The organism is Flavobacteriales bacterium, from assembly GCA_016715895.1.
GTDB lineage: Bacteria > Bacteroidota > Bacteroidia > Flavobacteriales_F > PHOS-HE28 > PHOS-HE28.
This window is the reverse complement of record JADJXH010000003.1, coordinates 830,963-854,378: the sequence shown is the minus strand read 5'-3', so window position 1 is coordinate 854,378 and position 23,416 is coordinate 830,963. Positions and strand designations below refer to the sequence as shown.

22 protein-coding genes are annotated in these 23,416 nt (G+C 65.3%); 1 reads left to right on the top strand and 21 read right to left on the bottom strand.

Annotation, left to right across the window (positions count from 1 at the left end; translation table 11 throughout):
* Nucleotides 1-5: 5 nt before the first annotated feature.
* The 19 genes from IPM49_03940 to IPM49_03850 form a co-directional block, all read right to left on the bottom strand.
* The gene (locus IPM49_03940; GenBank protein ID MBK9273675.1) at nucleotides 6-3,161 is read right to left on the bottom strand and encodes an efflux RND transporter permease subunit; all 3,156 of its coding nucleotides are present in this window, start codon (nucleotides 3,159-3,161) and stop codon (nucleotides 6-8) included.
* Between the two features lie 10 nt (nucleotides 3,162-3,171).
* A complete protein-coding gene (locus IPM49_03935) occupies nucleotides 3,172-4,191 on the bottom strand; it encodes an efflux RND transporter periplasmic adaptor subunit (GenBank protein MBK9273674.1) in 1,020 nt (339 codons plus the stop codon).
* Nucleotides 4,192-4,403: 212 nt separating this feature from the next.
* Complete coding sequence (locus IPM49_03930; GenBank protein MBK9273673.1) at nucleotides 4,404-4,817, bottom strand: GreA/GreB family elongation factor; 414 nt, start codon at nucleotides 4,815-4,817, stop codon at nucleotides 4,404-4,406.
* Between the two features lie 2 nt (nucleotides 4,818-4,819).
* A complete protein-coding gene (locus tag IPM49_03925; protein MBK9273672.1) occupies nucleotides 4,820-6,205 on the bottom strand; it encodes an NAD(P)(+) transhydrogenase (Re/Si-specific) subunit beta in 1,386 nt (461 codons plus the stop codon).
* Nucleotides 6,202-6,525 (bottom strand): NAD(P) transhydrogenase subunit alpha, encoded by a 324-nt coding sequence (locus IPM49_03920; GenBank protein ID MBK9273671.1) that lies wholly within the window; start codon nucleotides 6,523-6,525, stop codon nucleotides 6,202-6,204. Before IPM49_03920 ends, IPM49_03925 begins: the two co-directional genes overlap by 4 nt.
* A gap of 4 nt (nucleotides 6,526-6,529) precedes the next feature.
* Entirely contained in the window at nucleotides 6,530-7,645 is a 1,116-nt protein-coding gene (locus tag IPM49_03915; protein ID MBK9273670.1) for an NAD(P) transhydrogenase subunit alpha, read from the bottom strand.
* 1 nt (nucleotide 7,646) lies between these two features.
* Complete coding sequence (locus IPM49_03910; GenBank protein ID MBK9273669.1) at nucleotides 7,647-8,879, bottom strand: Glu/Leu/Phe/Val dehydrogenase; 1,233 nt, start codon at nucleotides 8,877-8,879, stop codon at nucleotides 7,647-7,649.
* 84 nt (nucleotides 8,880-8,963) lie between these two features.
* Nucleotides 8,964-9,233, bottom strand: a complete 270-nt coding sequence (locus IPM49_03905) for a hypothetical protein (GenBank protein ID MBK9273668.1) — start codon at nucleotides 9,231-9,233, stop codon at nucleotides 8,964-8,966.
* 192 nt (nucleotides 9,234-9,425) lie between these two features.
* Complete coding sequence (locus IPM49_03900) at nucleotides 9,426-10,766, bottom strand: sigma-54-dependent Fis family transcriptional regulator (GenBank protein ID MBK9273667.1); 1,341 nt, start codon at nucleotides 10,764-10,766, stop codon at nucleotides 9,426-9,428.
* The gene (locus IPM49_03895; GenBank protein MBK9273666.1) at nucleotides 10,763-11,878 is read right to left on the bottom strand and encodes a sensor histidine kinase; all 1,116 of its coding nucleotides are present in this window, start codon (nucleotides 11,876-11,878) and stop codon (nucleotides 10,763-10,765) included. Before IPM49_03895 ends, IPM49_03900 begins: the two co-directional genes overlap by 4 nt.
* Nucleotides 11,879-11,907: 29 nt before the next feature.
* The gene (locus IPM49_03890) at nucleotides 11,908-12,336 is read right to left on the bottom strand and encodes a hemerythrin domain-containing protein (GenBank protein ID MBK9273665.1); all 429 of its coding nucleotides are present in this window, start codon (nucleotides 12,334-12,336) and stop codon (nucleotides 11,908-11,910) included.
* The gene (ric, locus tag IPM49_03885; GenBank protein MBK9273664.1) at nucleotides 12,323-13,063 is read right to left on the bottom strand and encodes an iron-sulfur cluster repair di-iron protein; all 741 of its coding nucleotides are present in this window, start codon (nucleotides 13,061-13,063) and stop codon (nucleotides 12,323-12,325) included. Before ric ends, IPM49_03890 begins: the two co-directional genes overlap by 14 nt.
* Before the next feature lie 68 nt (nucleotides 13,064-13,131).
* Nucleotides 13,132-13,566: a hypothetical protein gene (locus IPM49_03880; protein ID MBK9273663.1), complete on the bottom strand. Its 435-nt coding sequence runs from the start codon at nucleotides 13,564-13,566 to the stop codon at nucleotides 13,132-13,134.
* Nucleotides 13,567-13,574: 8 nt separating this feature from the next.
* Nucleotides 13,575-13,973 (bottom strand): group III truncated hemoglobin, encoded by a 399-nt coding sequence (locus IPM49_03875; GenBank protein MBK9273662.1) that lies wholly within the window; start codon nucleotides 13,971-13,973, stop codon nucleotides 13,575-13,577.
* The gene (locus tag IPM49_03870) at nucleotides 13,973-14,386 is read right to left on the bottom strand and encodes a cytochrome C (protein MBK9273661.1); all 414 of its coding nucleotides are present in this window, start codon (nucleotides 14,384-14,386) and stop codon (nucleotides 13,973-13,975) included. The genes IPM49_03875 and IPM49_03870 overlap by 1 nt, the downstream gene beginning before the upstream one ends.
* Nucleotides 14,376-14,657 carry a hypothetical protein gene (locus IPM49_03865; protein MBK9273660.1) on the bottom strand — a complete coding sequence of 94 codons (282 nt, stop codon included), beginning with the start codon at nucleotides 14,655-14,657 and terminating at the stop codon, nucleotides 14,376-14,378. Before IPM49_03865 ends, IPM49_03870 begins: the two co-directional genes overlap by 11 nt.
* Nucleotides 14,654-15,664, bottom strand: a complete 1,011-nt coding sequence (locus tag IPM49_03860; protein MBK9273659.1) for a cbb3-type cytochrome c oxidase subunit II — start codon at nucleotides 15,662-15,664, stop codon at nucleotides 14,654-14,656. Before IPM49_03860 ends, IPM49_03865 begins: the two co-directional genes overlap by 4 nt.
* Nucleotides 15,665-15,668: 4 nt before the next feature.
* Entirely contained in the window at nucleotides 15,669-17,336 is a 1,668-nt protein-coding gene (locus tag IPM49_03855; protein MBK9273658.1) for a cbb3-type cytochrome c oxidase subunit I, read from the bottom strand.
* Between the two features lie 171 nt (nucleotides 17,337-17,507).
* Nucleotides 17,508-17,942 carry an Rrf2 family transcriptional regulator gene (locus tag IPM49_03850; protein MBK9273657.1) on the bottom strand — a complete coding sequence of 145 codons (435 nt, stop codon included), beginning with the start codon at nucleotides 17,940-17,942 and terminating at the stop codon, nucleotides 17,508-17,510.
* 170 nt (nucleotides 17,943-18,112) lie between these two features.
* On the opposite strand from IPM49_03850, the gene IPM49_03845 reads away from it, so the two are divergent.
* Complete coding sequence (locus IPM49_03845) at nucleotides 18,113-19,486, top strand: tryptophanase (GenBank protein MBK9273656.1); 1,374 nt, start codon at nucleotides 18,113-18,115, stop codon at nucleotides 19,484-19,486.
* A 21-nt stretch (nucleotides 19,487-19,507) separates the two neighbouring features.
* Here the strand turns inward: IPM49_03845 and IPM49_03840 are convergent, their stop codons facing one another.
* Complete coding sequence (locus tag IPM49_03840; protein ID MBK9273655.1) at nucleotides 19,508-20,155, bottom strand: hypothetical protein; 648 nt, start codon at nucleotides 20,153-20,155, stop codon at nucleotides 19,508-19,510.
* A gap of 121 nt (nucleotides 20,156-20,276) precedes the next feature.
* The gene (locus tag IPM49_03835; protein ID MBK9273654.1) at nucleotides 20,277-23,402 is read right to left on the bottom strand and encodes an efflux RND transporter permease subunit; all 3,126 of its coding nucleotides are present in this window, start codon (nucleotides 23,400-23,402) and stop codon (nucleotides 20,277-20,279) included.
* Nucleotides 23,403-23,416 lie beyond the last annotated feature (14 nt).

The window sequence follows — 23,416 nt, the reverse complement described above, 5'->3', positions numbered from 1 at the left end:
GGTGCTCAAAGCGTTTCGGTGAAGGCGATCTCGTCCTTGCGGCCGGTGCGTTTCAGGCGGTCGGACAGGGTGGCGAACACCACGTAGAGCCCGGGCACCACGATCACGCCGAAGATGGTGCCGAAGAGCATGCCCCCCGCGGCTGCGGAGCCGATGGTGTTGTTGCCGATCTTGCCTGCGCCGCTGGCCATCATCAGCGGGATCAGGCCCGCGATGAAGGCGAAGCTGGTCATCAGGATGGGGCGGAGGCGGTCGTTGGCGGCCTCCACGGCGGCATCGAACGCGCTGGCGCCGGAGCGGTGGCGCAGGGTGGCGAACTCGATGATGAGGATGGCGTTCTTGCCCAGGATGCCGATCAGCATCACCATGGCGATCTGCGCGTAGATGTTGTTCTCCAGCCCCATGATGAGCAGGAAGAAGAGCGCGCCGAAGATGCCCACGGGCAGCGACAGCAGCACCGGCAGCGGCAGCAGGAAGCTCTCGTACTGCGCGGCCAGCAGCAGGTACACGAAGAGCAGGCTGATGGCGAAGATGATGATGGCCTGGTTGCCCGCATTGGCCTGGTCGCGGGAGGAGCCGGCCCAGTCGTAGCCGTAGCCGCGGGGCAGCACCTCTGCCGTCACCTCACGGATCGCCTGGATGGCATCGCCGCTGCTGTAGCCCGGAGCGGGCTGGCCGTTCACCATGGCCGAGGGGTACATGTTATAGCGCGTGATCTGCTCGGGACCGTACACCTTCTCGATACGCAGGAAGGTGCTGTAGGGCACCAGTTCGCCCTTGTCGTTCCTGAGGTAGAGCTTCAGGATGTCATCGGGTTCGGCGCGGTACTCCGGATCGGCCTGCACCATCACGCGGTACATCTGCGCGAAGCGGATGAAGTTGGTGGCGTACTCGCTGCCGATCATGGTCTGCAGGGTGCTCATCGCGTTCTCCACGGTGATGCCCTTCTCGGCGGCCAGGTCCATGTCCAGGTGGAGCAGGTACTGCGGGAAGCTGGCGTTGAAGGTGGTGAAGGCGTTGTTGATCTCGGGCCGCTGGTTCAGCGCGCGCACCAGGTCATTGGCCACCTGCTGCAGTGCGTTGAGGTCGTCGCTTCCGGACTGGTCGAGCAGGCGCAGCTCGAAGCCGCTGGAGTTGCCATAGCCGGGCACGGGCGGCGGGGTGAAGAACTCGATCTCACCGTCCTTGATGTGCTTGGTGCGTTCGATCAGCTCGGCGATCACCTCCTGGTCGCTTTGCGCGCGGTCCTCCCAGTTCTTCAGGCTGATCAGGTTCATGCCGTAGGTGGCGCCGGTGCCTTCGGAGAGCAGGCTGTAGCCGGCCAGGCTGCTCACGTTGTCCACGGCGTCCAGGCTGTCGGCCACCTGCTGGATCTCGTCGGCCACGCGTTCGGTGCGGTCGATGGTGGCGCCGTTCGGTGCGTTGATGTTGGCGTAGATGGTGCCCTGGTCCTCGTTGGGAATGAAGCCCGTGGGCACGAGCGAGCCCGTGAGGCCGGCCGCCACCGAGAAGCCGATCAGCAGGCCCCAGGTCACCGTGCGCCGGTTGGCGATGGCCCCCACCAGGGTCTTGTACCGGGCGCCGAGACCGTCGTACCAGGTGTTGAAGCCGGTGAAGAAGCGGCCCAGACGGCCGGGGCGCGGGGCGTGGTGGTCCACCTTCTTCAGGAAGGAGGCGCACAGCGCCGGTGTGAGGGTGAGCGCCGTGATGCCGCTGAGCACGATGGAGATGGCCATGGTGAGGCTGAACTCGCGGTAGAAGATGCCGGAGGGGCCTTCCATGAACGAGACGGGGATGAACACGGCGGACATCACCAGGGTGATGGCGATGATGGCCCCGCTGATCTCCTTCATCGCGGCTTCCGTGGCTTCCCGCGGAACGAGGCCCGTCCGCTCCATCTTGGCGTGCACGGCCTCGATCACCACGATGGCGTTGTCCACCACGATGCCGATGGCCAGCACTAGGGCGAAGAGGGTGATCAGGTTCAGCGAGAAGCCGAGCACGTCCATAAAGAAGAAGGTGCCCACCAGCGACACCGGGATGGCGATGATGGGGATGAGCGTGCTGCGCAGGTCCTGCAGGAAGATGTAGACCACGAGGGCCACCAGGATGAAGGCCTCGAGCAGGGTCCAGAGCACGCTGCTGATCGAGGCGTCCAGGAATTGGCTCACGTCGTAGCTGAAGGTGTAGGTCATGCCCGGAGGGAACGACGTTGCCTCGATGCGCGCCATGGTGGCCTTGATGTCGTCGATCACCTCCTTGGCGTTGGTGCCGGGGCGCTGCTTCAGCATGATGGCGGCGGAGGGCCGTCCGTTCTCCTTGCTCAGCACGTTGTAGTCCTGCGAGTCGAATTCCACGTCGGCGATGTCCTTCAGGCGCACGAGCTCGCCCTCGTCGGTGGCGCGCACCACGATGTTGGCATACTCCTCCGGGGTGTTGAACTTGCCCGTGTAGCGCAGCACGTACTGCAGGGTGCGCGCCCGTTTGCCGGAGCTCTCCCCGATCTTGCCGGGCGCGGCCTCCACGTTCTGCTGGCGCAGGCGGTCCACCACGTCCTGTGCATCGATGCCGTAGTAGCGCATGCGGTCGGGCTTCAGCCACACGCGCATGGCGTATTCGCGCACGCCCAGGATGTCGGCGAAACCCACGCCCTCGATCCGCTTGATCTCCTTGAGGACGTTGATATCCGCGTAATTGTAGAGGAACTTCTCGTCGTGCGTAGGGTCGGTGCTCAGCACGTTGATGTAGAGCAGCATGCTGTTCTGCACCTTCTCCACCGCCACCCCGCTCTTGGTCACCTCCTCGGGCAGTTCGTCCAGGGTGGTGCTCACCCGGTTCTGCACGTTCACGGCGGCGAGATCGGGGTCGATGCCGGGCTTGAAGATGATCTGGATGATGCTCTCGCCATCGTTGCCGCTCACGCTGTTCATGTACTGCATGCCCGGCACGCCGTTGATGGCACGCTCCAGCGTGGTCACCACGGCCTTCACGCTGGTCTCGGCGTTGGCCCCGGTGTAGTTGGTGGTCACGTTCACCTCGGGCGGTGCGATGTCGGGGAACTGCGTGATGGGCAGCTGCTGCAGGCCGATGAGGCCCAGCACCACGATGATGACCGAGACGACGATGGAAAGGACCGGCCGGTGGATGAAGCGGGCGAACATGGCGGCAGGGTCAGTGGTTGCCGATCTTGTTCAACACCTCCTTCCGGCCCACCGGTGCGGGCACGATGCGGTCATCGTGCCGCAGCCGTTGCACGCCCTCGAACACGATGCGTTCATCGGGCTTCAGGCCGCTCTGCACCACGTAGAGGTCGGGCAGGCGGAATGAGGTGGTGATGCTGCGCTGCTCCACGGTGCTGTCCGGCCTCACCACCATCACGTACAGTTTGTCCTGCACCTCGAAGGTGGAGCGCTGCGGCACCATCAGGGCATCCTTCAGCGGACGGCGCACCACGATGTTGGCGTTGGCGCCGTGCTTCAATACACCGTCGGGATTGGGGAAGCGCGCGCGGATGGCGATGTTGCCGGTCGCGCGGTCGAACTCGGTCTCGGCCACCTCGATGCGGCCCTGGTGTTCATAGGTCTCGCCGCTGGACAGCAGCAGGGTCACCCGGCGCAGGGTGGTGTCGCGGAACAGGTCGCGCAGCTGCAGGTAATCCAGCTCCGACAAGTGGAAGTAGGCGAACATCTCGCTGTTGTCGGTGATGGTGGTGAGCACATCGGCCTCCTGCACGATGCTGCCGGTCTTGAACGGGATGCGGTTGATCTTGCCGCGGTAGGGGGCCTTGATGAGCGAGTAGGACAGGTTCAGCGCGGCTTGATCACGCGCGGAGGCGGACTCCTCCACCCGGGCGCGCAGGGCGTCCACGCGGGCGCGGGTCAGGTCCAGTTCGGCCTGTGAGGAGATGTTCTGCTGCACCAGGGCGGCGGTGTTGCGGAGCTCCACCTCGGCGGCGGCGAGCTCGGCCTGCACCACTTTCAGCGCGGCGATGGCGCGTTGCAGTTCCAGGCCGCGGTCCGCGCTGCTCACGTCGAAGAGCGGTTGTCCGGCGTTCACCAGCTGTCCTTCATCCACGTGGATCCGTTCGATGTAGCCCCCGATGTGGCTGCGCACCTCCACGAACTGCACGCTGTGGACCTCGGCAACGTAGTCCTTCGCGATCGCGGTGTCGCCCACCAGGGGGGCGGTCACGGGGAAGCGGTCCGGTGCGGGCGGCGGTGCTGACGGGGAGCAGCCTGACGTGGCAAGCACCACAGCGAAGAGGATGCCGGGCAGGATGGATGATGGAAGGAAGCGTGAGTTCAAGATGTGGGGAAGGAATGATGTGGAGGAGGGAGCATTGCTGCCGTGGCAGCAACGCTCCCTCCAACTGGTCTGTTCGATGATGCGGTCCTCCGTGGATGTTACTCCCTCAAGGCTTCCACATCGCAGCGGGAGTTGTCAACCTTCTCGAGCGTGATGGTCTGGTCGCCTTGCGGCAGCTTCCACATGATGGTGGCGCCTTGGCGGTAGCCGATCAGTGCGGAGCCGAGGACGGACAGCACCGAGAGCTTGTTCTGCTTGAGGTCGGCATCGGCGTGCATCACCAGTTGCAGGCCGTTCTTGCGGCCGGCGGGCATGCCCACGTCCACGATGCTGCACACGCGCACCACATCATGGGGCATGTCCTCTTCCTTGCGCACGTCGGCGGTGCCTAGTTCCTTGTAGAGCCGGTCAAGGCTGTTGCGTACCTGGATGTCGGGTGCGGTGTGGCCGATGATCCAGGAGCGCATCAGGTCGCGCTCCTTCTCGGAAACGATCAGGCGGGGGTTCTCCATGGTCAGATGCGTTTGAGTTCGTCGATGATGGCCTTCACGCTCTCCTTGGCATCGCCGAAGAGCACGCGGCAGTTGGGTCGTTCGAAGAGGAGGTTGCGTTCGCCGGAATAGCCTTTGGCCATGCCGCGCTTGAACACCACCACCTGCTTGGCCTTGTAGGCGCGGATGATGGGCATTCCGTGGATGCTGGAATCCGGATCGGACTCAGCAGCGGGGTTCACCACGTCATTGGCGCCGATCACGAGCACCACATCGTAGCGGTCCATGTGATCATTGACCTCCTCCATGCCGTGGATGCTGGCATAGGGCACGTTGGCCTCTGCGAGCAGTACGTTCATATGACCGGGCATGCGGCCCGCCACCGGGTGGATGATGTAGTGCACACCCGCACCCATGCGCTGCAACAGGCCCTGCATTTCGTACACGGCCTGCTGGGCCTGGCTCACGGCCATGCCATAGCCGGGCACGATGGCGATGTGTTTACCGAAGGCGAGCATGGAAGCGGTCTCAACCGCGGTAACCGGGCGCACCTGCTCCTCGGTTTCCGCAGCGCCACCGCGGGCGCTCTTGATGGAACCGGCCAGCACGCTGCGCAGCGTGCGGTTCATGGCCTTGCTCATCTGCACGGTGAGGATCAGGCCGGTGGCGCCCACCAGGATACCACCGATGAGCATCACCGGGTCCTTGAAGATGAGGCCGGCCAGCAGGGTGGCCACTCCGGTGAGCGCGTTGAGCAGGGCGATGAGCACCGGCATGTCGGCACCGCCGATGGGAAGGGTGAACAGGATGCCGTAGACCAAGGAGGCAACGGCCACCAGCATCAGCAACAGGGCGAGGGACCCGAAGGCATCGGGCAGCACCCACAGCAGCGCCAGTGCCAGCAGCATGCCCAGCAGCAGCATGCGCGCACCAAGCCTATGGAGGCGGTTGCCGCGTGGAAGCTTGCGGCCGTCCAGCTTCAGGTAGGCCACCATGCTGCCGGTGAAGGCCAGCCCGCCGAGGGCCACACCGAGCATGAGAACGGTGGATCCGAAGCGGTTCGCGGGCAGGATGCCCATGGCAAGCACTTGGTTCACACCCAGCAGCACGGCGCTGAGGCCCCCCAGTGCGTTGAAAATGGAAACCAGTTGCGGCATGGAGGTCATGGGCACGCGGTAGCTCCACACACGGCCGATCACCGTTGCGGCCACAAGCAGCAGTAGCAGCAGGATGAGGTGTGCGCCCACGCTCTCCGGCCGGTAGGAGGCCCAGGTAACGGCCACCAAGGCCAGCAATGCGCTTGCGGCGGCCAGCAGGTTGCCGGTGCGCGCGCGCGAAGGCTCGCCCATGAGCTTCAGGCCCTGCACCAGGCCCAGGGTGGCAAGGAGGTATAGGATGCCCACGGTCAGTGCTCGGTATTACGCTTGCTCGTGGCGCGGAACATGTCCAGCATGCGATGGGTGACGAAGAAGCCGCCGGCCATGTTCACCGCACCAAGCAGGATGGTCAGCGAGGAGAGCACCACCACCAGGGTCTCTCCCGGCCCGGCGGCAAGCAGCTGGGTGATGCCTCCGAAGAGAATGATGCCGCTGATGGCGTTGGAGCCGGACATGAGGGGGGTGTGCAGGACCGCAGGCACGTTGCGGATCACCTCGAAGCCCAGCAGCAGGCTCAAGGCGAGCACGAACGCGCCGTCGATGGTGGTGAGCTGGTAGTGGAGTTCGTTCATGGGTTCAGGCGGTTGCGGCCAGGGCCAGGTAGCGTTCGTTCACCACCGTGCCGTCCTCCACGACGCGCGTGGCCTTGAGGATCTCGTCGGCCGGGTTGCCCGCGTTCTTCAGCAGGTGCTCGATGAAGGTGGTGTAGTTGTTGGAGAGCAGGAAGGAAGTGGAATGGGCGCAGCCGCATTCGATGGCGGTGGGGCCCAGGATGGTCACCTCCTCGTACATCACGGTGGAGTCGGGCTCGGTGAGCGCGCAGTTGCCACCGGTGGCCGCGGCCAGATCCACCACCACGGCGCCGGGCTTCATGCCGCGCACCATGTCCTCGGTGATGAGCAACGGGGCCTTGCGCCCGGGGATCCTGGCGGTGGTGATGATCACATCGGCCTGCGCGGCCTCCGCATGGATCACCTGCCGGATGCGCTCCAGGTGCTCGGGTGTCTGCTCCACGGCATAGCCGCCCGCCTTGCGGTCCTCCACGGCGCCCTCCACCTCGATGAAGGTGGCGCCGAGGCTCTCCACCTCGGTGCGGGAGGCCGAACGCACATCATAGGCACGCACGATGGCGCCCAGACGACGCCCGGTGGCGATGGCCTGCAGGCCCGCCACACCGGCACCCATGATCAGGAAGCGCGCCGGACGCAGTGTGCCACCGGCGCTGGTGATCATCGGCACGGTGGCCAGGGAGCGCTCGGCGGCGAGCAGCACGGCCTGGTAGCCGCTGATGGAGGCCACCGACGAGAGCACGTCCATGGCCTGCGCCAGGGTGGTGCGCGGGATGAGGTCGAGGCTGTGGAGCGTGATGCCGGGCCTGCGGTAGTGGCCCACCACATCGCGCTCGTTCAGCACGTTGAGGAAACCGATGAAGGTCTTCGGTCCGCCGATGTCCTCGCCGCGGTAATGGCTGTCGTGCCCCAGCACCAGGTCGCATCCGCGCAGGATCTCCTCGCGGTGCTCCACCAGTGTGGCGCCTGCCTGCGCATAGGCCTCGTCGGAGTAGCCCGCCGCCCTGCCGGCGCCGCGCTGCACGCTCACGCGCAACTGGGCCGACAAGCGCTTCACCCCCGCGGGGGCGAGCGCCACCAAGCGGCGGCGCTCGCTTTCCTTCAGAACACCCAGGTGCTGCATGCTATGGGAAGATGCCGCGTTCCTTGTAGGTCTTCTCCAGGCGCCGCAGGGCCACGATGTAGGCGCTGTCGCGCCAGTTCACCTTGAACTCCTGGGCCGTGTCCACCACCTGTTCGAAGGCGGTGTCGATCTTCTCCTGGATCATGCCCAGCACCTGGTCGATCTTCCAGATCTCGCTGCGCTTGTTCTGCAACCACTCGTAGTAGCTGCCGATCACGCCGCCGCTGTTGCAGAGGATGTCGGGGATGATGTCCACGCCATTGGCGCGCAGGATGGCCTCGCCTTCGGTGTCCGTGGGGCCATTGGCGCCTTCGGCCACCACCTGGGCCTTGATGCTTCCCGCATTGGCCGCAGTGATCTGGTTGCCCAGGGCGGCGGGCACCACGATGTCGCACGGCAGGCCGAAGAACTCCTCGGGTGCCATGGTGCCGGCCTTGGCGTAGCCGGAGATGCTCCGGTTGTTGGCCTCCACGTGGCGGATCAGGTCCTCGGGATCGATGCCGTTCCCGTTGTGGATGGTGGCACTGGCGTCCTGCACGGCGATGAGCACGGCCCCTTCCTTGGCCAGGAAGTGCGAGGTCCAGTAGCCCACGTTGCCGAAGCCCTGCACGATGAAGCGCATGCCCTTCAGGGGCTTGCCCGTGCGCTTGGACCAGGCCTTCAACGTGGCCACCACACCGAACCCGGTGGACCGGTCGCGGCCCTCCAGTCCGCCGGCACCCAGCGGCTTGCCGGTCACCACATGCAGGTTGGCGAAGCGCGTGGCGGGCGACTTGGTGCTGGAGTAGGTGTCCGCGATCCAGGCCATGATCTGCGGATTGGTGTTCACATCGGGCGCCGGGATGTCCAGGTCGGGGCCGATGTTATCCCCCAGCGCATAGGTGAAGCGGCGTGTGATGCGCTCCAGTTCGCTCTTCGAATAGAGCTTGGGATTGATCGCCACGCCGCCTTTGCCACCGCCATATGGCAGGCCTGCGAGCGCGGTCTTCCACGTCATCCAGATGGCCAGCGCACGGGCGGAGTCGAGGTCCACGGTCTGGTGGTAGCGCAGGCCGCCCTTGTAGGGCCCCAGCGCGTTGTTGTGCTGTACGCGGTAGCCTGTGAAGACCTCGATGGTGCCGTTGTCCAGCTTCACGGGGAAGTGGACCACGATCTCGCTGTTGGTCTTGGCCAGGATCTTCCGTACACCCGGGTCCAGGCCCATGATGTCGGCGGCATGTTCGAACTGGTCCATCACGACCTTGTACATGCCTTGTCGATTTTCAGCGGTCTTCACCGCAGTGCTGGGTTGCATGGTCTGTTGTTCGTTCAGTGGTTCCTATTGGTAGTGCTCGCAGTGCAGTACGATGCGGTCCGGTGTGCGCAGCGCGCAGTGGACGCGGTGGTCGCAGGTGGCGCAAAGGCCCCCGCCGCTCGTACCGTTCGAGATCGGATCCGGGGTCCTGGCCGGGCGCTCCGGCACAAGAGGAAGTGCATGCAGCTCACACTGCAACACGGGAGCGGTCGCCTGCTTTTCGAACATGCAGCTGTCGTGATGTAGACAGTTCGAGCAGAGCGTGGTCGGGGTGGTGATCTTGTTCGGAGGCATGTGTGAGGCTTGCGCGCCTCCCTTGCCAAGGCCTGTGCCGCTCAGCCATCATCCACCGGCACCGGCGTGTGCGGTCATGCGCGTTCCACTGGAACGCAGCAGCTTATCGTGTGCGCGGCATCTTCGGCGCTACGGTAGTGCCATGGCGGCGGGGCGTTCCGCTCCGGGGAGGAATACCCCGGTCGGGGCGGATCACCCCAGCCCCTTCAGCTTCTCGCGAAGGGTCTTGCGGTCGATGCCCAGCACCTCGGCGGCCCGGGTCTTGTTCTGGCCGGTGGACTCCAGCACGCGCAGGATGTGCTGCCGCTCCAGCTCGGCCAGGCTCACCAGCGCGGTTGACGCCGTGGTCTGCGGTGTCGGCATCTTCATGTGCGCGGGCAGGTCGTCCATGTCCACGGCCCCGTCCTTCAGGATCACCAGCCGGTGCACCAGGTGTTCCAGCTCGCGTACGTTGCCGGGCCACGGGTAGCCGGCGAAGGTCTCCAGGATCCGCGCTGGGATGCGCAGGGGCTTCTTGCCCAGTTCCCGGCTGAACTTGTGGTTGAAGTGCTCCACCAGCAGGGGGATGTCCTCCACACGCTCCCGCAGGGGCGGCAGGTGGATGTTGATCAGGTTGAGGCGGTAGTAGAGGTCCTCGCGGAAGGTGCCTTGGCGGATCATCGCGAGCAGGTCGTTGTTGGCGGCGGAGATCAGGCGAACGTTCACGTGCTGCGGCTTGGTGGCGCCCAGCATGGTGATCTCCTTGTCCTGGATGGCACGGAGCAACTTGGCCTGCACGGCGGGCGAGGCGTTGCCGATCTCGTCCAGGAAGAGGGTGCCGCCGTCCGCGGCCTGGAAGAAGCCGACCCTGCTGGTGGTGGCCCCGGTGAAGGCGCCCTTCATGTGACCGAAGAGCTCGCTCTCCAGCAACTGGTCCGGGATGGCGCCGCAGTTCACCGCGATGAAGGGTGCGGCGGCGAAGGCGCTGTTGTAGTGGATGGCGCGCGCCACCATCTCCTTGCCCGTTCCGCTTTCGCCGGTCACCAGCACGGTGGCGCGGTTGTTCCGCGTGCGTTCAATGATGCGGTACACCTCCTGCATGGCGGGCGACCGGCCCAGGATGCCGTGGAAGCTTTCACGCACCTCCTCCGGCGCGGGGGCTTCGGGCGTGCGCGCGGCCAGGGAGCTCAGCACGCGCTCCACCGCCTCCCGCAGTTCCTCCTGGGTGAAGGGCTTCACGATGTACTCCACCGCGCCCAGCTTCATCACCTGCACGGCATCCTCCAGTTTGGGGTAGCCGGTGATCACCAGCACGGGGATGTCCGGGAAGTGCTCGCCCATGTACCGCACCAGCTGGATGCCGCTCACCTCGGGCATGTTCAGGTCGGTGATCACCAGGTCCACCGGACCATGTTGCAGCACGTCGATCGCATCCACCACGTTGTTGGCGGTGAACGGCGTGAGGCCCATGGCGTTCATGCTGCGGCGCAGCAGCTCCAGCATGTCGCGGGCATCGTCCACCAGCAGGACGGAAGGGGAGCTGGTCGCGTTCATGCGGCGGGCAGGGTGATGATGAAGGTGGCGCCTTCGCCCGGCGTGCTCTCCACACGGATGTCGCCGCCATGACCCTTGATGATGCCGTGCACCACCGAGAGGCCCAGGCCCGTGCCCACGCCCGGCGGCTTGGTGGTGAAGAAGGGCTGGAAGATCTTCCGCAGATGCTCCTGGGCGATGCCGTGCCCGGTGTCGCTCACGCGCAGTTGTACTCGTCCGTCCGCCATTTCCGTGGCGATGTGCAGTCGACCACCCGCTGGTGTGGCCGCCACGGCGTTCAGCACCAGGTTGGTGAGCACCTGCTCGAACTGCACGCGGTCCAGCCGCACCGGCGGCAGGGGAGCGGTGAGGTCGGTCCGCAGCTCCAGACTGGCCTCGTCCACTTGGCGCCGCAGCAGGCGCAGCACGCCCTCCACCACGGTGTTCAGGTCCTGCTCGCGGAACTGGCTGGGCATCTCGCAACTGAAGTACATCAGTCGCTTCACCACCTCGCGGCCGGTGAGGGCCGAGTCGATGATCCGCTGCAGGTCCTCGCGGCGCGCGGGGTCCCGTTCACCGGCCATGAGCAGCTCGGCATAGCCCAGCACGTTGCCCAACGGCGTGTTCAGTTCGTGGGCGATGCCCGCGGTGAGCTCGCCAAGCACGTTCAAGCGGTCCTGCTGCAGCATGCGTGCCTCGAAGAGGCGCTGGCGCTCACGTTTCTCCTGGCGATCCACCATGGTGGCCACCTCCGTGGCAAGCTTCTCCAGCAGCAGCTCCTCCTCCGGCAGGAACAGGGGTGTGGTGCCATGGGCCCGTGCCGGGGGATACCCCACGCGCAGGGTGCCCCGTGTTTCGCCGTCTATGCCGATGGGCTGTTGGAGCGCCGGGCCCTCGGAGTGTTCGATCCCGTAGCTGTGGCCGTCCAGTTCCAGGGACACCCACAGTTCATCGGGCCACTGCCAGCCCTGGGGAATGGTCCGCACGGTGGCCACCAGCATCGGTTCCAGGCCCAGCTCCTGGGTCTGTGCGATGCGCGCCACAGCATAGAGGCAGCCCAGTTCCTTGATGCGCTCGCGCAATCGCTCGTCCGGACCGTCCGCAAGGCTGAGCGGTGTCGCCGTTCCACCCATGGTGCAAAGGTAGGCGGGCACCAAGGCGCTCAGCCCCCGGCCAGCAACCCGTGCAACCGGTCGATGCGCTCCAGCTGCTCTTCCGTGGCCAAGGCCTGGATGCGGGGGAAGAGCACCCGCTCCTCGAAGCGGATGTGCGCTGACAGCTCGTCCTCGATCCGGGAGAGGTCGCGCAACGGATCGTCCGTGGAGAGGAAGAGGCGCGTGAGCCTTCGGTGTTCGCTGATGGCGCGCTTCACCAAGGGGTCGCCCGCGCCCAGTACCGGGAACACGGCCTCCTCCTCGATGGCGAAGTGGGGCAGGAGATGGCGGTGGTAGAACGCGTTGCCGCTCCGCATCTGCGCGATGAGGTCGCTCCCATCGGCCAGGGCACGCCGGATCCGCCAGCAGAAGAGGAGCCCTTCATGGTGCTCCCGGCTCACCGGCCGCAGCAGGGCGTGCCGTTCAAGCGGTGGCATGGCGCATTTCCTTCTCCAGCGCCTTGGCGCGCGGGAAGAGGATGTTGTTCTCCAGGTGGACATGGCGGTGCAGGTCCTCCTCGAACTCCCGCAGCATGGCGTAGGCCGTGCCATAGGTCGTGCAGCCATCCGGTGGGTTGGTGTAGTTGCCGCTCAGTTCGGCGATGCGGCGGAAGCGCTCTCCCTCGGCATCGTGCTCGTGCTCCATCATGGCGATGGGGTTCTCCACGGTGCCGAAGTGCGGGGTGGGGGCGGGAAGGTCGTGCAGCCGGGCCTTCTCCAGCTGGTTGATGAAGGGGAAGAGGATCAGTTCCTCCTTCTTCATGTGGGCGGCCATGGCCTGCGCGCAGGCGTGGAACTCCTCGCGGATGGCGAAGAGCTCCGGGTGGCGGTCCCCATGCACGCTGCAGAGCTTGTGGAGGAATTGCATCAGGGTGGTGGAGCGGGACTCCACGTAGCGGTGATGCACGCGCTCGATGTGCTCGATCAAGCGGCTCAGGGGCCATTGCTTCACATCGTCCCCCGTGCCGCCATCGCGCTCAATGGCCTGGCGGAGCTCGGCCTCCAGAGTGGCCGGTTCAATGGCCTTGGCCCGGCATACCTCGGCAATGGTTCGGCCGCCCTTGCAGCAGAAATCGATGCCATGGGCGTTGAAGACGGCGGCGGTGCGGTAGTCATCGGCCACGATGGAGCCTACGGTCCGGTCGAGGGTGAAGGGGATGGACATGGTGTGCAGGTGCTTTCAGGTATGACGCGAATAAAAGGACAATAATATCCAGAAATGAATGACGTGCGTCATCCTTGCACGGCGGTGACACGGACCAGCCGGGTGCCGAGGATGATCAGCGAAGCCACCTTCACCACCTCGCCGGCCACGTAGATCAGATGCAGGTGCGATGGGCCCGGCAGGTGACCATGGATGGCGAGCAGCGCCCGTTCGTCGAGGGCCGGCAGCAGCCAGAGGCTTTGGATGATGAGGATGAGCACGGGCAGCACGATGAGCCCGCGGGGAGGCCAGGCCTCCCTGCGCCACAGCAGGTCGGCGAGCACGGCCAGGGCCATCGCCCATTCCACGAGGTTCAAGGCCTGGAACACGAGCCTGCCGATGCCGAGCCCGATCGGCAGGGTGACGCCGTGGGCGTGGAACTTCAGCCAGGCCTCCATGAAGCTGATGGCGCACACGAAGCCCACCCACACGAACACACAGATGAGGGCGATGGGGTGGTGCAGCCGGTAGCTCACTGGATGAAGTCCTGCGGACGCGTCCGGTACCGCTCGATGCGCTCCTGGAACATGTCCGCCATGCGGTCGGCGTTGCGGTGGGCCAGTTGCGCCACGGGACCTTCGAAGAGCTCGTCCACCGTGGCATGGAAGAGTTGGAGCCACCGTGCGAAATGCGCCGCACCGATGGGCATGTGCAGATGGGGCCGCAACGGGGTGCCCGTGTACGATCCCTCGTTGATCAGCACGGTGCCCCAGAAGCGGTGCATCTTCTCCAGGTGCTCGGGCCAGCGGTCGCCGATGATGCCGTTGAAGATGGCGCCGAGCAGCTCGTCGTTGCGGACCTTTCCATAGAAGGTGTCCACCAACAGCACGATGTGGTCGTGGTGCCGGATGTCCGCGCGCGGTGCGGGCATCATGCTGCGGGCGGTACGTGCCAGTATTGGATGAAGTAGAACAGGGCGAAGCCGAGGAAGGTGATGAGCAGGGCCCATACCCAGGCGGGGATGCCTTTGGGCGTTTCCGAGCCGGTGACCAGGAACCGGTCGGCGCGCTCGCTGCCATAGGCGTTGATGGTGATGGGCATGCGGCCGTCCACCACATCGCCATCATCGAGGCCCACCACGGCGATGTCCGGCCCATTGCGCACCTCGAAGGGCACATGGCGCACCCCCTCCACGCCGCTGGTGGAGCGCGCCACCACACGCAGGGTGTGCGGCCCGTCGGGCAGCCGGGTGGTGTCCAGCACGAACCTCACCGGCGGCTCGAACTCGGCGAAGGGCTCCCGGTCATCATCGATGTAGAGGCGGACAAGGCGTTCAGGTTCCATGGGGGATGGATGGGTCGTGGAGGATGATGCGCTTGATGTGCCCGGCATGCCCTTCCCCCGGCCTCAGCAGCATGCGCAGGGCGAGGACCAGGGTGATGGTCACGATGATCCCCGCGCCCCACACCATGGCCAGGTCCCACTGGCCCTGTGGGCCCGTGCCATGGGTGATGCCGCGCAGCGGGGCGGGCTGGTTCTTCTGGCACACATCACAGGCCCACACGACCACGCCGGTGGTGATGAACAGGAGGGTGAGGAGCGCGCGTTCCTTCATGGCACAAGAGCCGTTGCCGGGGCCACCGTTGCGCGCACCGTGCGCACCGCATCGACGGTGGTGGCGGGTGCATCGTTGCCGAAGGCGCTGCGCAGGTGGTTGGCGATGGCCGCGATCTCCGCGTCGGACAATTGCTCGGCCTGCGCGGGCATCACGCCGTACTCCGCCCGCGCATCATAGCCACTCAGGATGATGGAGAGCATCAGCGTGGGATCGGGGTCGTTCACCACCGGGCTGCCGGCCAGGGGTGGGAAGGCGCCGGCCAGGCCCTTGCCCTCGGCACCATGGCAGGCGGAGCAGGTCTGCACGAAGAGGTCGGCGCCGTTGGGCAGGTCGCCGGCGCTTGGGTTCGCTCCCGCCTCATTGCGCGCCCCAGGCGAGGGCAGGAACGGATCACCGCCGCCGGGCAGGGGCGCCTGCTTCAGGGTGAGCAGGTAGGCCACCAGGTCCTGTGCGCGCCGGGAGGCCACCATCACCTTGCTGCTGTCGCGCAGGCGCTCCTTGGGCACGGGCACCACCACCGCATTCTCCGCGGGTGTGTCGGTCTCCTCGAAGAGCCAGGGGTGGCGCGGCATGATGGAGCCCTTCACCACCATGCGCGGATCGTAGAGGTGCAGCAGGTGCCATTGCGCACCGGGTTGTCGCCGGCCGGTGTTGGTGAGGTCCGGACCGGTGCGCTCACTGCCCAGCAGGGAGGGCGATTGCCGCCACAGGTCCAGGCGCTGCTTGCTGTAGTGGTAGTCGCTGGGGATGCTCGGCCGCTCGCCCCACATGCGGTCCATCTCGATGTTGCGCACCTGCTGCGTGTGGCAGGTGCCGCAGCCCTCGGCCACGTACACTTCCAGCCCGCGTCGTTCGCTCGCGGTCATCGGTGGCAGGTCGGGCAGGGGCGAGTTGTTCAGGGCCAGCTCGTTGGCGGGGATCACGGCCACGCCGATGCTCAGCAGCACGAACACCACGAGCGCGACATTGACCAGGTTCTGGTGGTCCTTGTGGAAGTTGAGCATGGCGTCAGGCGATGGTGGGGGTGGGGGCCGCTGTGGTTGCCGGGTCCGCCGCAGGTCGGCGCACCATGGTGATGAAGTTCCACGCGAAGAGGAGGTGGGAGACGAACATCAGCGAGCCACCGATGGCCCGCCAGATCCAGTAGGGCCGTGAGCCGGTCACCCCATCGATGAAGGGACGGCCCTCCAGCCACATCAAGCCTTTCAGCGTGCCGCCGGCCATCATGCTGATCATGTAGGCGAAGAGGCCGATGAAGGCCAGCCAGAAGTGGGCGCCCACCAGCAGCTGCGCCGGTTCACGCCCCGTGAGCCGCGGCACGATGGCGTACATGCAGGCCCACAGCGCGAAGGTGATGATACCGTACATGGTCATGTGCGAGTGCGCCACGTTGAAGTCCGTGAAGTGCCAGAGGTGGTTGGTGAAGCGGAAGGCCTGGAAGCTGCCCTGCGTGCTGCCCACGAAGTAGAAGACCACGGCCACCAGAAAGAAGGGCAGCACGTAGCTGCGGCCGATCGCCGACCAGCTGCCGCGCATGGTCATCAGGAAGTTGGTGGTGCCCGCCACCACGGGGATGAACATGCCCGCGCTGAACACGATGGCCACCGTCTGCAGCCACCACGGCAGCGGCGCGAACACGAAGTGGTGCGTGCCGATGAGGGTGTAGAAGAGCATCTGCGTCCAGAAGGCCAGCACGCCGAGGGAGTAGGAGTAGATGGGCCGGTTGAAGGCCGAGGGCAGGTAGTAGTAGAGCAGGCCGAGGGTGAAGGTCATGAACCACATGCCCACGCCCTGGTGCATGTAGTAGCCCTGGATCACGGTCTCGCCCAGGCCGTTCTGGTACCAGGGCAGGTAGCCGATGGTCACCAGCACCAGCGTCCAGACGAGCGCGGCCAGCATGTACCAGTTGCTGATGTAGATCTCGCCGATGGTGCGGCGCTTCACCGTGCCATAGAAGTTGCGGAAGGTGAGGAAGAGCCCCCAGGCGAAGGGCAGCACGGCCGGCCAGATGTACTCGCGGTACTCGCCGCCGCCGTTGTTGATGCCGGCCATCAGGAAGAGGTTGCCGGAGAGGATGCCCAGGTTCATCCAGCCCAGCGCGCGCCAGCCGCGGCGCAGGCTGGGGATGGCGGCGGCCGAGGTGCGCGCCACCACGAAGTAGCCCAGGCCGATCATGGCCAGCGAGGCCCAACCCCAGAACACGGTGTTGGTGTGCACCGGTCGCAGACGGCCGAAAGACAGCCAGGACTGCTGGTCCATGTCGGGCCACACGAACTTCATGCCCACGTACTGGCCGATCAGGGTGCCGATCACCAGCCAGCTCACCGCACAGCCCAGGTACCACACGATCATCCGGCGCAGTCCGGGCTGCACCTCCATCACCATCTCCTGGGGCTTCTTCTCATCCACCAGGGGGTTGTCGGGTTCGTTGCTGTAGGTGCTCACCAGGCCGCGCTCGCCGAGCCGGGCCATCGCGCCGTCCCCGGCACCCTTGCGGCGAAGTGAACGCAGCAACCGGTCCACCTTCGCGCTCACCACCAGGGCGGCCACCAGGAGCACGATGCCCAGCAGAACCAGGGTGCCCACCACCCCCGGGCTGGAGAGCCAGCCGGCGGTGCCGCTTTGTGCAAGGAGCGGCGTGGGAGCGATCATGGCCATGCTCACCGCCAGCGGCATGGCCTTGGACCGGAACGGGAACGTGCGCTCGTGCATGACGTCAGGTGTGGTTCGGGGAGGGAGGCTTGAGGGTTAGAACTGGACAAAAGTATCCATAAAACAGAAAAAACAGATAAAAAGGTCGATAAATAGACCGTGCTCGGATGCCGGTGCTCCCACCGGGAGGCCGGCTCAGCGCTTCAGGATGATCTTATCAAGAGGGACTCCGTCCACCACGTCGTGCAGGGTGGTGCCCTCCAGCATGCGGCGCAGGTCGGCGCGCACCTTGGCGAACTGGTCGTGCAGCGGGCAGGGCTTGCGGGCATCGCAGGCATCAAGGCCCAGGCCGCAGCCCTTGTAGACGGAGTCGCCGTCGATGAGGTCCACGATGCGGCTGAGGCGGATCCTCTTCGCCTGGTCGGGGGTGATGAGGAAGCCGCCGTTGGGCCCGCGCTGCGAATCGATCAGCCCGCCCTCCACCATCTTTCGGAGCACCTTGGCCGTGAAGGCCTCCGGTGACCCGGTGCGTTCCGCCACTTCATGCAACCCCAGCCGCTCGCCCATGCGGCCGCAGGAGGCGATGCACATGGCGGCGCGGATGCCGTATTCACAGGCCTTGGAGAACATGAGGGGACGATCGGCGCGCGAAAGTACATGGCCGCCCTGTTCGCCAAAGGTGAGCAGCGTCAGTTCCGCCCCCTGGTCCTTGGTGGGGTGATGCTCGTCATGCGAGGTGCCGCAAACAACGGACAGTTTTGTCCGCTACGGTCCGTACCTCCCGGCCCGGACATCCGCCCATGAAGCACCGCACCATCATCGAACCCTTCCGCATCAAGAGCGTGGAACCCATCGGTCTCAGCACCGAGGAGCAGCGCGTGGGGTATCTCAAGGAGGCCCACTACAACCCGTTCCTGCTCCGCTCGCGCGATGTCATCATCGACCTGATGACCGACAGCGGGACCAGCGCCATGAGCGCGCACCAATGGGCCGGCATGATGGAGGGCGACGAGGCCTACGCCGGTTCGCGCAGCTGGGAACGCATGCTCGCCGAGGTGCAGGACCTCACCGGCATGGAGCACGTGCTGCCCACCCACCAGGGCCGCGCCGCCGAGCGCATCCTTTACGGCCATCTGGGCGGTCCGGGCAAGGTCTTCATCAGCAACACCCACTTCGACACCACCCGCGCCAACATCGAGTTCACCGGCGCTACCGCCATCGACATCCCCATCGCCGAAGGACGCGACCCCGCGCTCATGCACCCCTTCAAGGGCAACATGGACGTGGCTCAGCTGGACCACCTGCTCAAGGAGCACAAGGGCCATGTCGGCGCCGTCATCCTCACCGTCACCAACAACAGCGGCGGCGGACAACCGGTGAGCAAGGCCAATGCCGAGGGCGTGGCCGCCATCTGCAAGCGCCATGGGGTGCCCTTCCTGCTGGACTGCTGCCGCATCGCGGAGAACAGTTGGTTCATCAAGGACCGCGAGGAGGGCATGGAGGGGCTTACCTACCGCCAGATCGCGCAACGCCTGTTCGCCCTGGCCGATGGGGCCATCATGAGCGCCAAGAAGGATGCCCTCGTGAACATGGGCGGCTTCCTCGCCCTGCGTGATGCGGCGCTGGCCGAGGCCTGCATTAACCTGCTCATCATCACCGAGGGCTTCACCACCTACGGCGGCCTCAGCGGGCGCGACATGGAGGCCATCGCCATCGGCCTGCAGGAGGTCTTCGATCCCCACTACCTGGACTACCGCATCAAGAGCACCACCTTCGTGGGCCGCCAGCTGCATGAACTGGGCGTTCCGCTGATGCGTCCCGTCGGGGGCCACGCGGTGTACATCGATGCCAAAGCGCTCTACCCGCACATCCCGCCGGAACAGTACCCTGGCCAGGCGCTCGTGTGCGAGCTCTACCGGCTGGGCGGCATCCGCAGCGTGGAGATCGGCTCGGTCATGTTCGGCACCTATCTGCCCGATGGTTCACTGAAGCCCTCGCCCATGGAACTGGTGCGCCTGGCCATTCCGCGCCGCGTATACACCCAGAGCCACATGGAATACGTGGCCGAGACCTTCGAGGAGATCATGCGCACCCGCGAGCAGGTGCGCGGCTACCGCATCATCAAGGAGCCGCGTTTCCTACGGCACTTCACGGCGCATTTCGAGGAGATATAGCGCGCCTTGGTCCCCTTCGGGTCACAGCTCGCCTTTCTCGCCATTCACCCAGCGCTGCATCATCACACGTTCGGCAGGCGACTGCTCGAAGGGAATGGCTCCTGCGATAACGTTGAGCACACGGTCCCAAAGGTTCGCCTGCTTGCCGGCTTCCTCCTTGATGGCCTGCATGGCTTCGAGGTAGTCGCGCTCGTAGCGTTCGGCCTCGGCGATGGAGTACTTGTGGGGGATGTATTTGAGGATGGTGGCGGTGAGCTCGTCCGCCTTTGCGGCACCCAGCTCGGCGAGGAGATGCGCTTTGAAGTAAGCGGCAGTGCAGATGCCGCGGATCGCCTCCAGATCAGCTGCCATCACCTGCCACAGGGTATGCCAATCGCCTTGTTCGGCACTGTCAGCGGCGCCAAGGGGGAGCGAGGCCATGTCCCTGAAGTGTGTGGAGACCAGTTGGAGCTGTTCCTGCATCAACGGCCAGTTCACCTCGGGTGAAGCGCCGTCCATGAGGAGATCCGCAGCATTCTTCAACAGGTCCATGACCTGCTGCTGTGGAAGGCGGAGCAGCTGGAGCTGTGCGTCGAACGCCGCGCGGAAGGCGGCATCCCCATGGAGCGCGGCGAGTTCTTCCGCCTGCTTCAGTTTCCCGGCCATGCGTTCCCGGGCCTGGTCGATCATGGCCCGATCGCTTCGGATGGCATCGGACAGGTGGCGGAATTTGATCGCGGCGCGCAGGGTGGGGTTCGTCGTAGTGGTGGACATGGTCTTGAGGTGTTGTTGTTCGATGATCGATCGTTGTTCAGGGGGCGGCTGCCGACCTGTTCGATGAGGCGATGCGCCAGCCTGCCACGGTGTTCTTCGCTCCTTCCAGCAGGTGGTACATCACCGGAACCAGGTACACGGTGAGCAGCATGCTGCTGGTGAGGCCGCCGATGATGACCCAGGCCAGGCCGTTCTTCCATTCGCTGCCGGTGCCGGTGGCCAGTGCGATGGGCAGCATTCCGAAGACCATGGCGATGGTGGTCATGAGGATGGGGCGCAGGCGGGTGCGGCCGGCCTCCACCAGCGCTTCCACGTAGTGCATGCCCTCGGCCTTCAGCTGGTTGGTACGGTCCACGATGAGGATGGCGTTCTTGGCCACCAGGCCCAGCAGCATGATGAGCCCCAGCAGCGTGAACAGGCTGAGCGAAGACAGGCTGAGATTGAGCGCGAGGAAGGCACCGATGACGGCCACGGGGATGCTGAAGAGCACCACGAAAGGGTAGAGGAAGCTGTCATAGAGGGCCACCATCACTAGGTAGACGAGGATGAAGGAGATGAGCAGTGCGCCGCCCAGTGCGCCGAAGCTGTCGTTCTGCCGCTTCACATCGCTGCCCCAGGTGAGGCGCACCTCTTCGGGCAAGGGATTGTTGCCCAGGTAGGCCACCACATCATCGGCCACGCTGCCCGAACCTCGACCCAGGGCATCGGCGGTGAGGGTCACGGCGCTCATGCGGTCCAGGCGCTCCACCATGGCAGGCGGTTCGTGACGTTCCACGGTGGCGAACTGCGCCAGCCGCACGGGCATACCGGCCGCGTTCACGAAGAGGAGGCGCTCCATGTCCTGCGCATCGCGCCGTTGAATGTCGTCCACGCGAACGCGGATGGGGTACTCAGTGCCATCCTGGAAGAGGCGCGCATCATCGTTGCCGGCGAGGGCATTGCGCAGGGTGGCGCCCACGGCAGCGGTGCCAAGGCCTAGCTGCGCCATGCGGTCGCGGTCCAGGTGTACCTGCAGCTCAGGAGCGCCGCTTTCGATGCTCAGGCGCACGTTGTTGGCGCCGGGTATGCCAGCGAGGGTGTCCTTCAGGATGTGGGCCGTGCGCATCACCAGGTCCCTGTTAGCGCCGCTCAGGGTGATCTCCACCGGGGCGCTGCGCGGCACCAGGCCGATGGTGGCCATCGTGATGTCCACACCAGGGAAGTGCTGAAGCAGATCTTCGCGAAGCATCATCATGGTGGCTTCGGTACTGCGGCCGTCGCGCTGGGCCTTAGGCACCAGGTCGATGGTGAGCTCACTGCGGTATTCGGCACCCACGCCCATGCTGCCGATGCCGGTGCTGGGGCCACCTACGTTGCTGAAGACATTGGCCACCTCGGGCCGTTGCAACATATGCTCCTCCAGCGCGCGGCTGCGCAGGTTGTTCTCCTGCAAAGGCACTTGTTTGTCGTATTCCAAGGTGAGGCGGAAGATGCCTTGGTCGCCGGTGGCGATGAGCTCCTTGGTCATGATGCCTTGCTTGATGATGGCTCCCATGGCCGCGAATAGTAGCAGCACGATGCCAAGGAAGGCGGCCCGGTGCGTCAACACCCAGCGGAGCTGACGGGCATACCATTCGTTCAGTTGGTCCAGGCCATGCTCGAAGCGGAGCAGGGCGCGGGCCCAACTGGTGGTGGGCTTCAGGTCCTCGCGCTGGCCCATGCGCGAGGCCAGCCATGGAGTGAGCGTGAAACTGACGAAGAGGCTCATAAGGGTGGAGACCACCACCACCACGCTGAACTGCTTGAGCAGGTCGGCCACGAAGACCTGCACGAAGATGATGGGGAGAAAGACCACCACATCCACGAGGGTGATGGACAAGGCCGAGAAGCCGATCTCCGCGCGGCCGATGAGTGCGGCCTGGCGCTTATCCAGACCCTTGTCCAGGTAGCGCTGGATGTTCTCCAGGATCACGATGCTGTCATCCACCAGGATGCCGATGATGAGCGACATGGCCAGCAGCGTCATCAGATTGAGTGTGTAGCCGAAGAGGCCCATGGCCACGAATGCGCTCACGAGCGAGGCCGGGATGGCCACCAGTACGATGAGCGAGTTGCGCAGGCTGCGCAGGAACAGGAGCATGACGATGCTGACGAGCACGATGGCCAGGCCCAGGTCGAAGAGCACGGCGTTCACCGCCTCCATGGTGGTGTCGGTGCTGTCCGATGCGATGATGAAGCGCGTGCCGAAGGCGGCTTCCTCGGCTTCGATGCGAGCCAGTTCCGCGCGCACGGCGGCGCTCACGTCCACCGCGTTCGCATCGCCCTGTTTCTTGATGAGCAGGCCGATGCCTTCACGACCGTTGTAGCGGCTCACCGAAGTGGGGTCGGCCACGCCATCCACCACCATGGCCACGTCCTTCACGCGCACCACGGACCCCGGGGCGGGCATGGATATCACCACTTCCTCCACATCCTGCACAGTGTGCAGCTTGCCAGCGAGCTTCACGGTGAGCTGTCCATCCGTGGTGCGCACAGCACCTGCCGGCACTTCCCGCCCGGCGCGAAGAATGGCCTCGCTCACCTGCGGCAGAGCCACCTTGTGCAACAACAGGCGTTCCTGGTCAACCTTTACTTGCACCTCGCGCTGTTCACCGCCCAACAGGGTGATCTCCGCCACGCCCTTCAGTTGCTGGATACGGGGCAGCAGCTGGTCCACCAGGTGCTGGTGGAATTCCGGGGCAGACCTGTCGCTGAGCACACTGAGGCTCATGATGGGCAGGTCGTTCGGGGAGACCTTCGACATCACCGGTGGCTGAAGGCCTTCGGGGAGGTCTTTCCGGATATTGTCGATGCGGCGTTGGGCATCCTGCATGGCCAGGTCCAGGTCGGCGCCGTACTTGAAGTTGACAATGACTATGGAGGCGTTGGCCAGGGATCGGCTGCTGATGAAGTCCACCCGTTCCAAGGCGCTCAGAGCATCCTCCACCGGCCGGGTCACGCTGTTGGCCACTTCCTCGGGCGCGGCCCCCGGGTACATGGTGCGGATGGTGATCACCGGCTGGCTGAAGTCGGGCATCATTTCCACGCCCAGGCCCTTGTAGGCCACGATGCCGCCGAGGAAGAGCACACCAAAGAGGACGATGATGAGCGACGGGCGCTCGATGGCGATGCGGGTAAGGTTCATGGCCTTGCGGGATG

Excerpts from the sequence above, each read along its gene's own strand:
- IPM49_03940 (MBK9273675.1), bottom strand. The coding sequence starts at position 3,161 with ATGTTCGCCCGCTTCATCCACCGGCCGGTCCTTTCCATCGTCGTCTCG.
- IPM49_03930 (MBK9273673.1), bottom strand. The coding sequence starts at position 4,817 with ATGGAGAACCCCCGCCTGATCGTTTCCGAGAAGGAGCGCGACCTGATG.
- IPM49_03920 (MBK9273671.1), bottom strand. The coding sequence starts at position 6,525 with ATGAACGAACTCCACTACCAGCTCACCACCATCGACGGCGCGTTCGTG.
- IPM49_03915 (MBK9273670.1), bottom strand. The coding sequence starts at position 7,645 with ATGCAGCACCTGGGTGTTCTGAAGGAAAGCGAGCGCCGCCGCTTGGTG.
- IPM49_03910 (MBK9273669.1), bottom strand. The coding sequence starts at position 8,879 with ATGGACCAGTTCGAACATGCCGCCGACATCATGGGCCTGGACCCGGGT.
- IPM49_03905 (MBK9273668.1), bottom strand. The coding sequence starts at position 9,233 with ATGCCTCCGAACAAGATCACCACCCCGACCACGCTCTGCTCGAACTGT.
- IPM49_03900 (MBK9273667.1), bottom strand. The coding sequence starts at position 10,766 with ATGAACGCGACCAGCTCCCCTTCCGTCCTGCTGGTGGACGATGCCCGC.
- IPM49_03895 (MBK9273666.1), bottom strand. The coding sequence starts at position 11,878 with ATGGGTGGAACGGCGACACCGCTCAGCCTTGCGGACGGTCCGGACGAG.
- IPM49_03890 (MBK9273665.1), bottom strand. The coding sequence starts at position 12,336 with ATGCCACCGCTTGAACGGCACGCCCTGCTGCGGCCGGTGAGCCGGGAG.
- ric (MBK9273664.1), bottom strand. The coding sequence starts at position 13,063 with ATGTCCATCCCCTTCACCCTCGACCGGACCGTAGGCTCCATCGTGGCC.
- IPM49_03875 (MBK9273662.1), bottom strand. The coding sequence starts at position 13,973 with ATGCCCGCACCGCGCGCGGACATCCGGCACCACGACCACATCGTGCTG.
- IPM49_03870 (MBK9273661.1), bottom strand. The coding sequence starts at position 14,386 with ATGGAACCTGAACGCCTTGTCCGCCTCTACATCGATGATGACCGGGAG.
- IPM49_03865 (MBK9273660.1), bottom strand. The coding sequence starts at position 14,657 with ATGAAGGAACGCGCGCTCCTCACCCTCCTGTTCATCACCACCGGCGTG.
- IPM49_03860 (MBK9273659.1), bottom strand. The coding sequence starts at position 15,664 with ATGCTCAACTTCCACAAGGACCACCAGAACCTGGTCAATGTCGCGCTC.
- IPM49_03855 (MBK9273658.1), bottom strand. The coding sequence starts at position 17,336 with ATGCCGCTGGCGGTGAGCATGGCCATGATCGCTCCCACGCCGCTCCTT.
- IPM49_03850 (MBK9273657.1), bottom strand. The coding sequence starts at position 17,942 with ATGTTCTCCAAGGCCTGTGAATACGGCATCCGCGCCGCCATGTGCATC.
- IPM49_03845 (MBK9273656.1), top strand. The coding sequence starts at position 18,113 with ATGAAGCACCGCACCATCATCGAACCCTTCCGCATCAAGAGCGTGGAA.
- IPM49_03840 (MBK9273655.1), bottom strand. The coding sequence starts at position 20,155 with ATGATCGACCAGGCCCGGGAACGCATGGCCGGGAAACTGAAGCAGGCG.
- IPM49_03835 (MBK9273654.1), bottom strand. The coding sequence starts at position 23,402 with ATGAACCTTACCCGCATCGCCATCGAGCGCCCGTCGCTCATCATCGTC.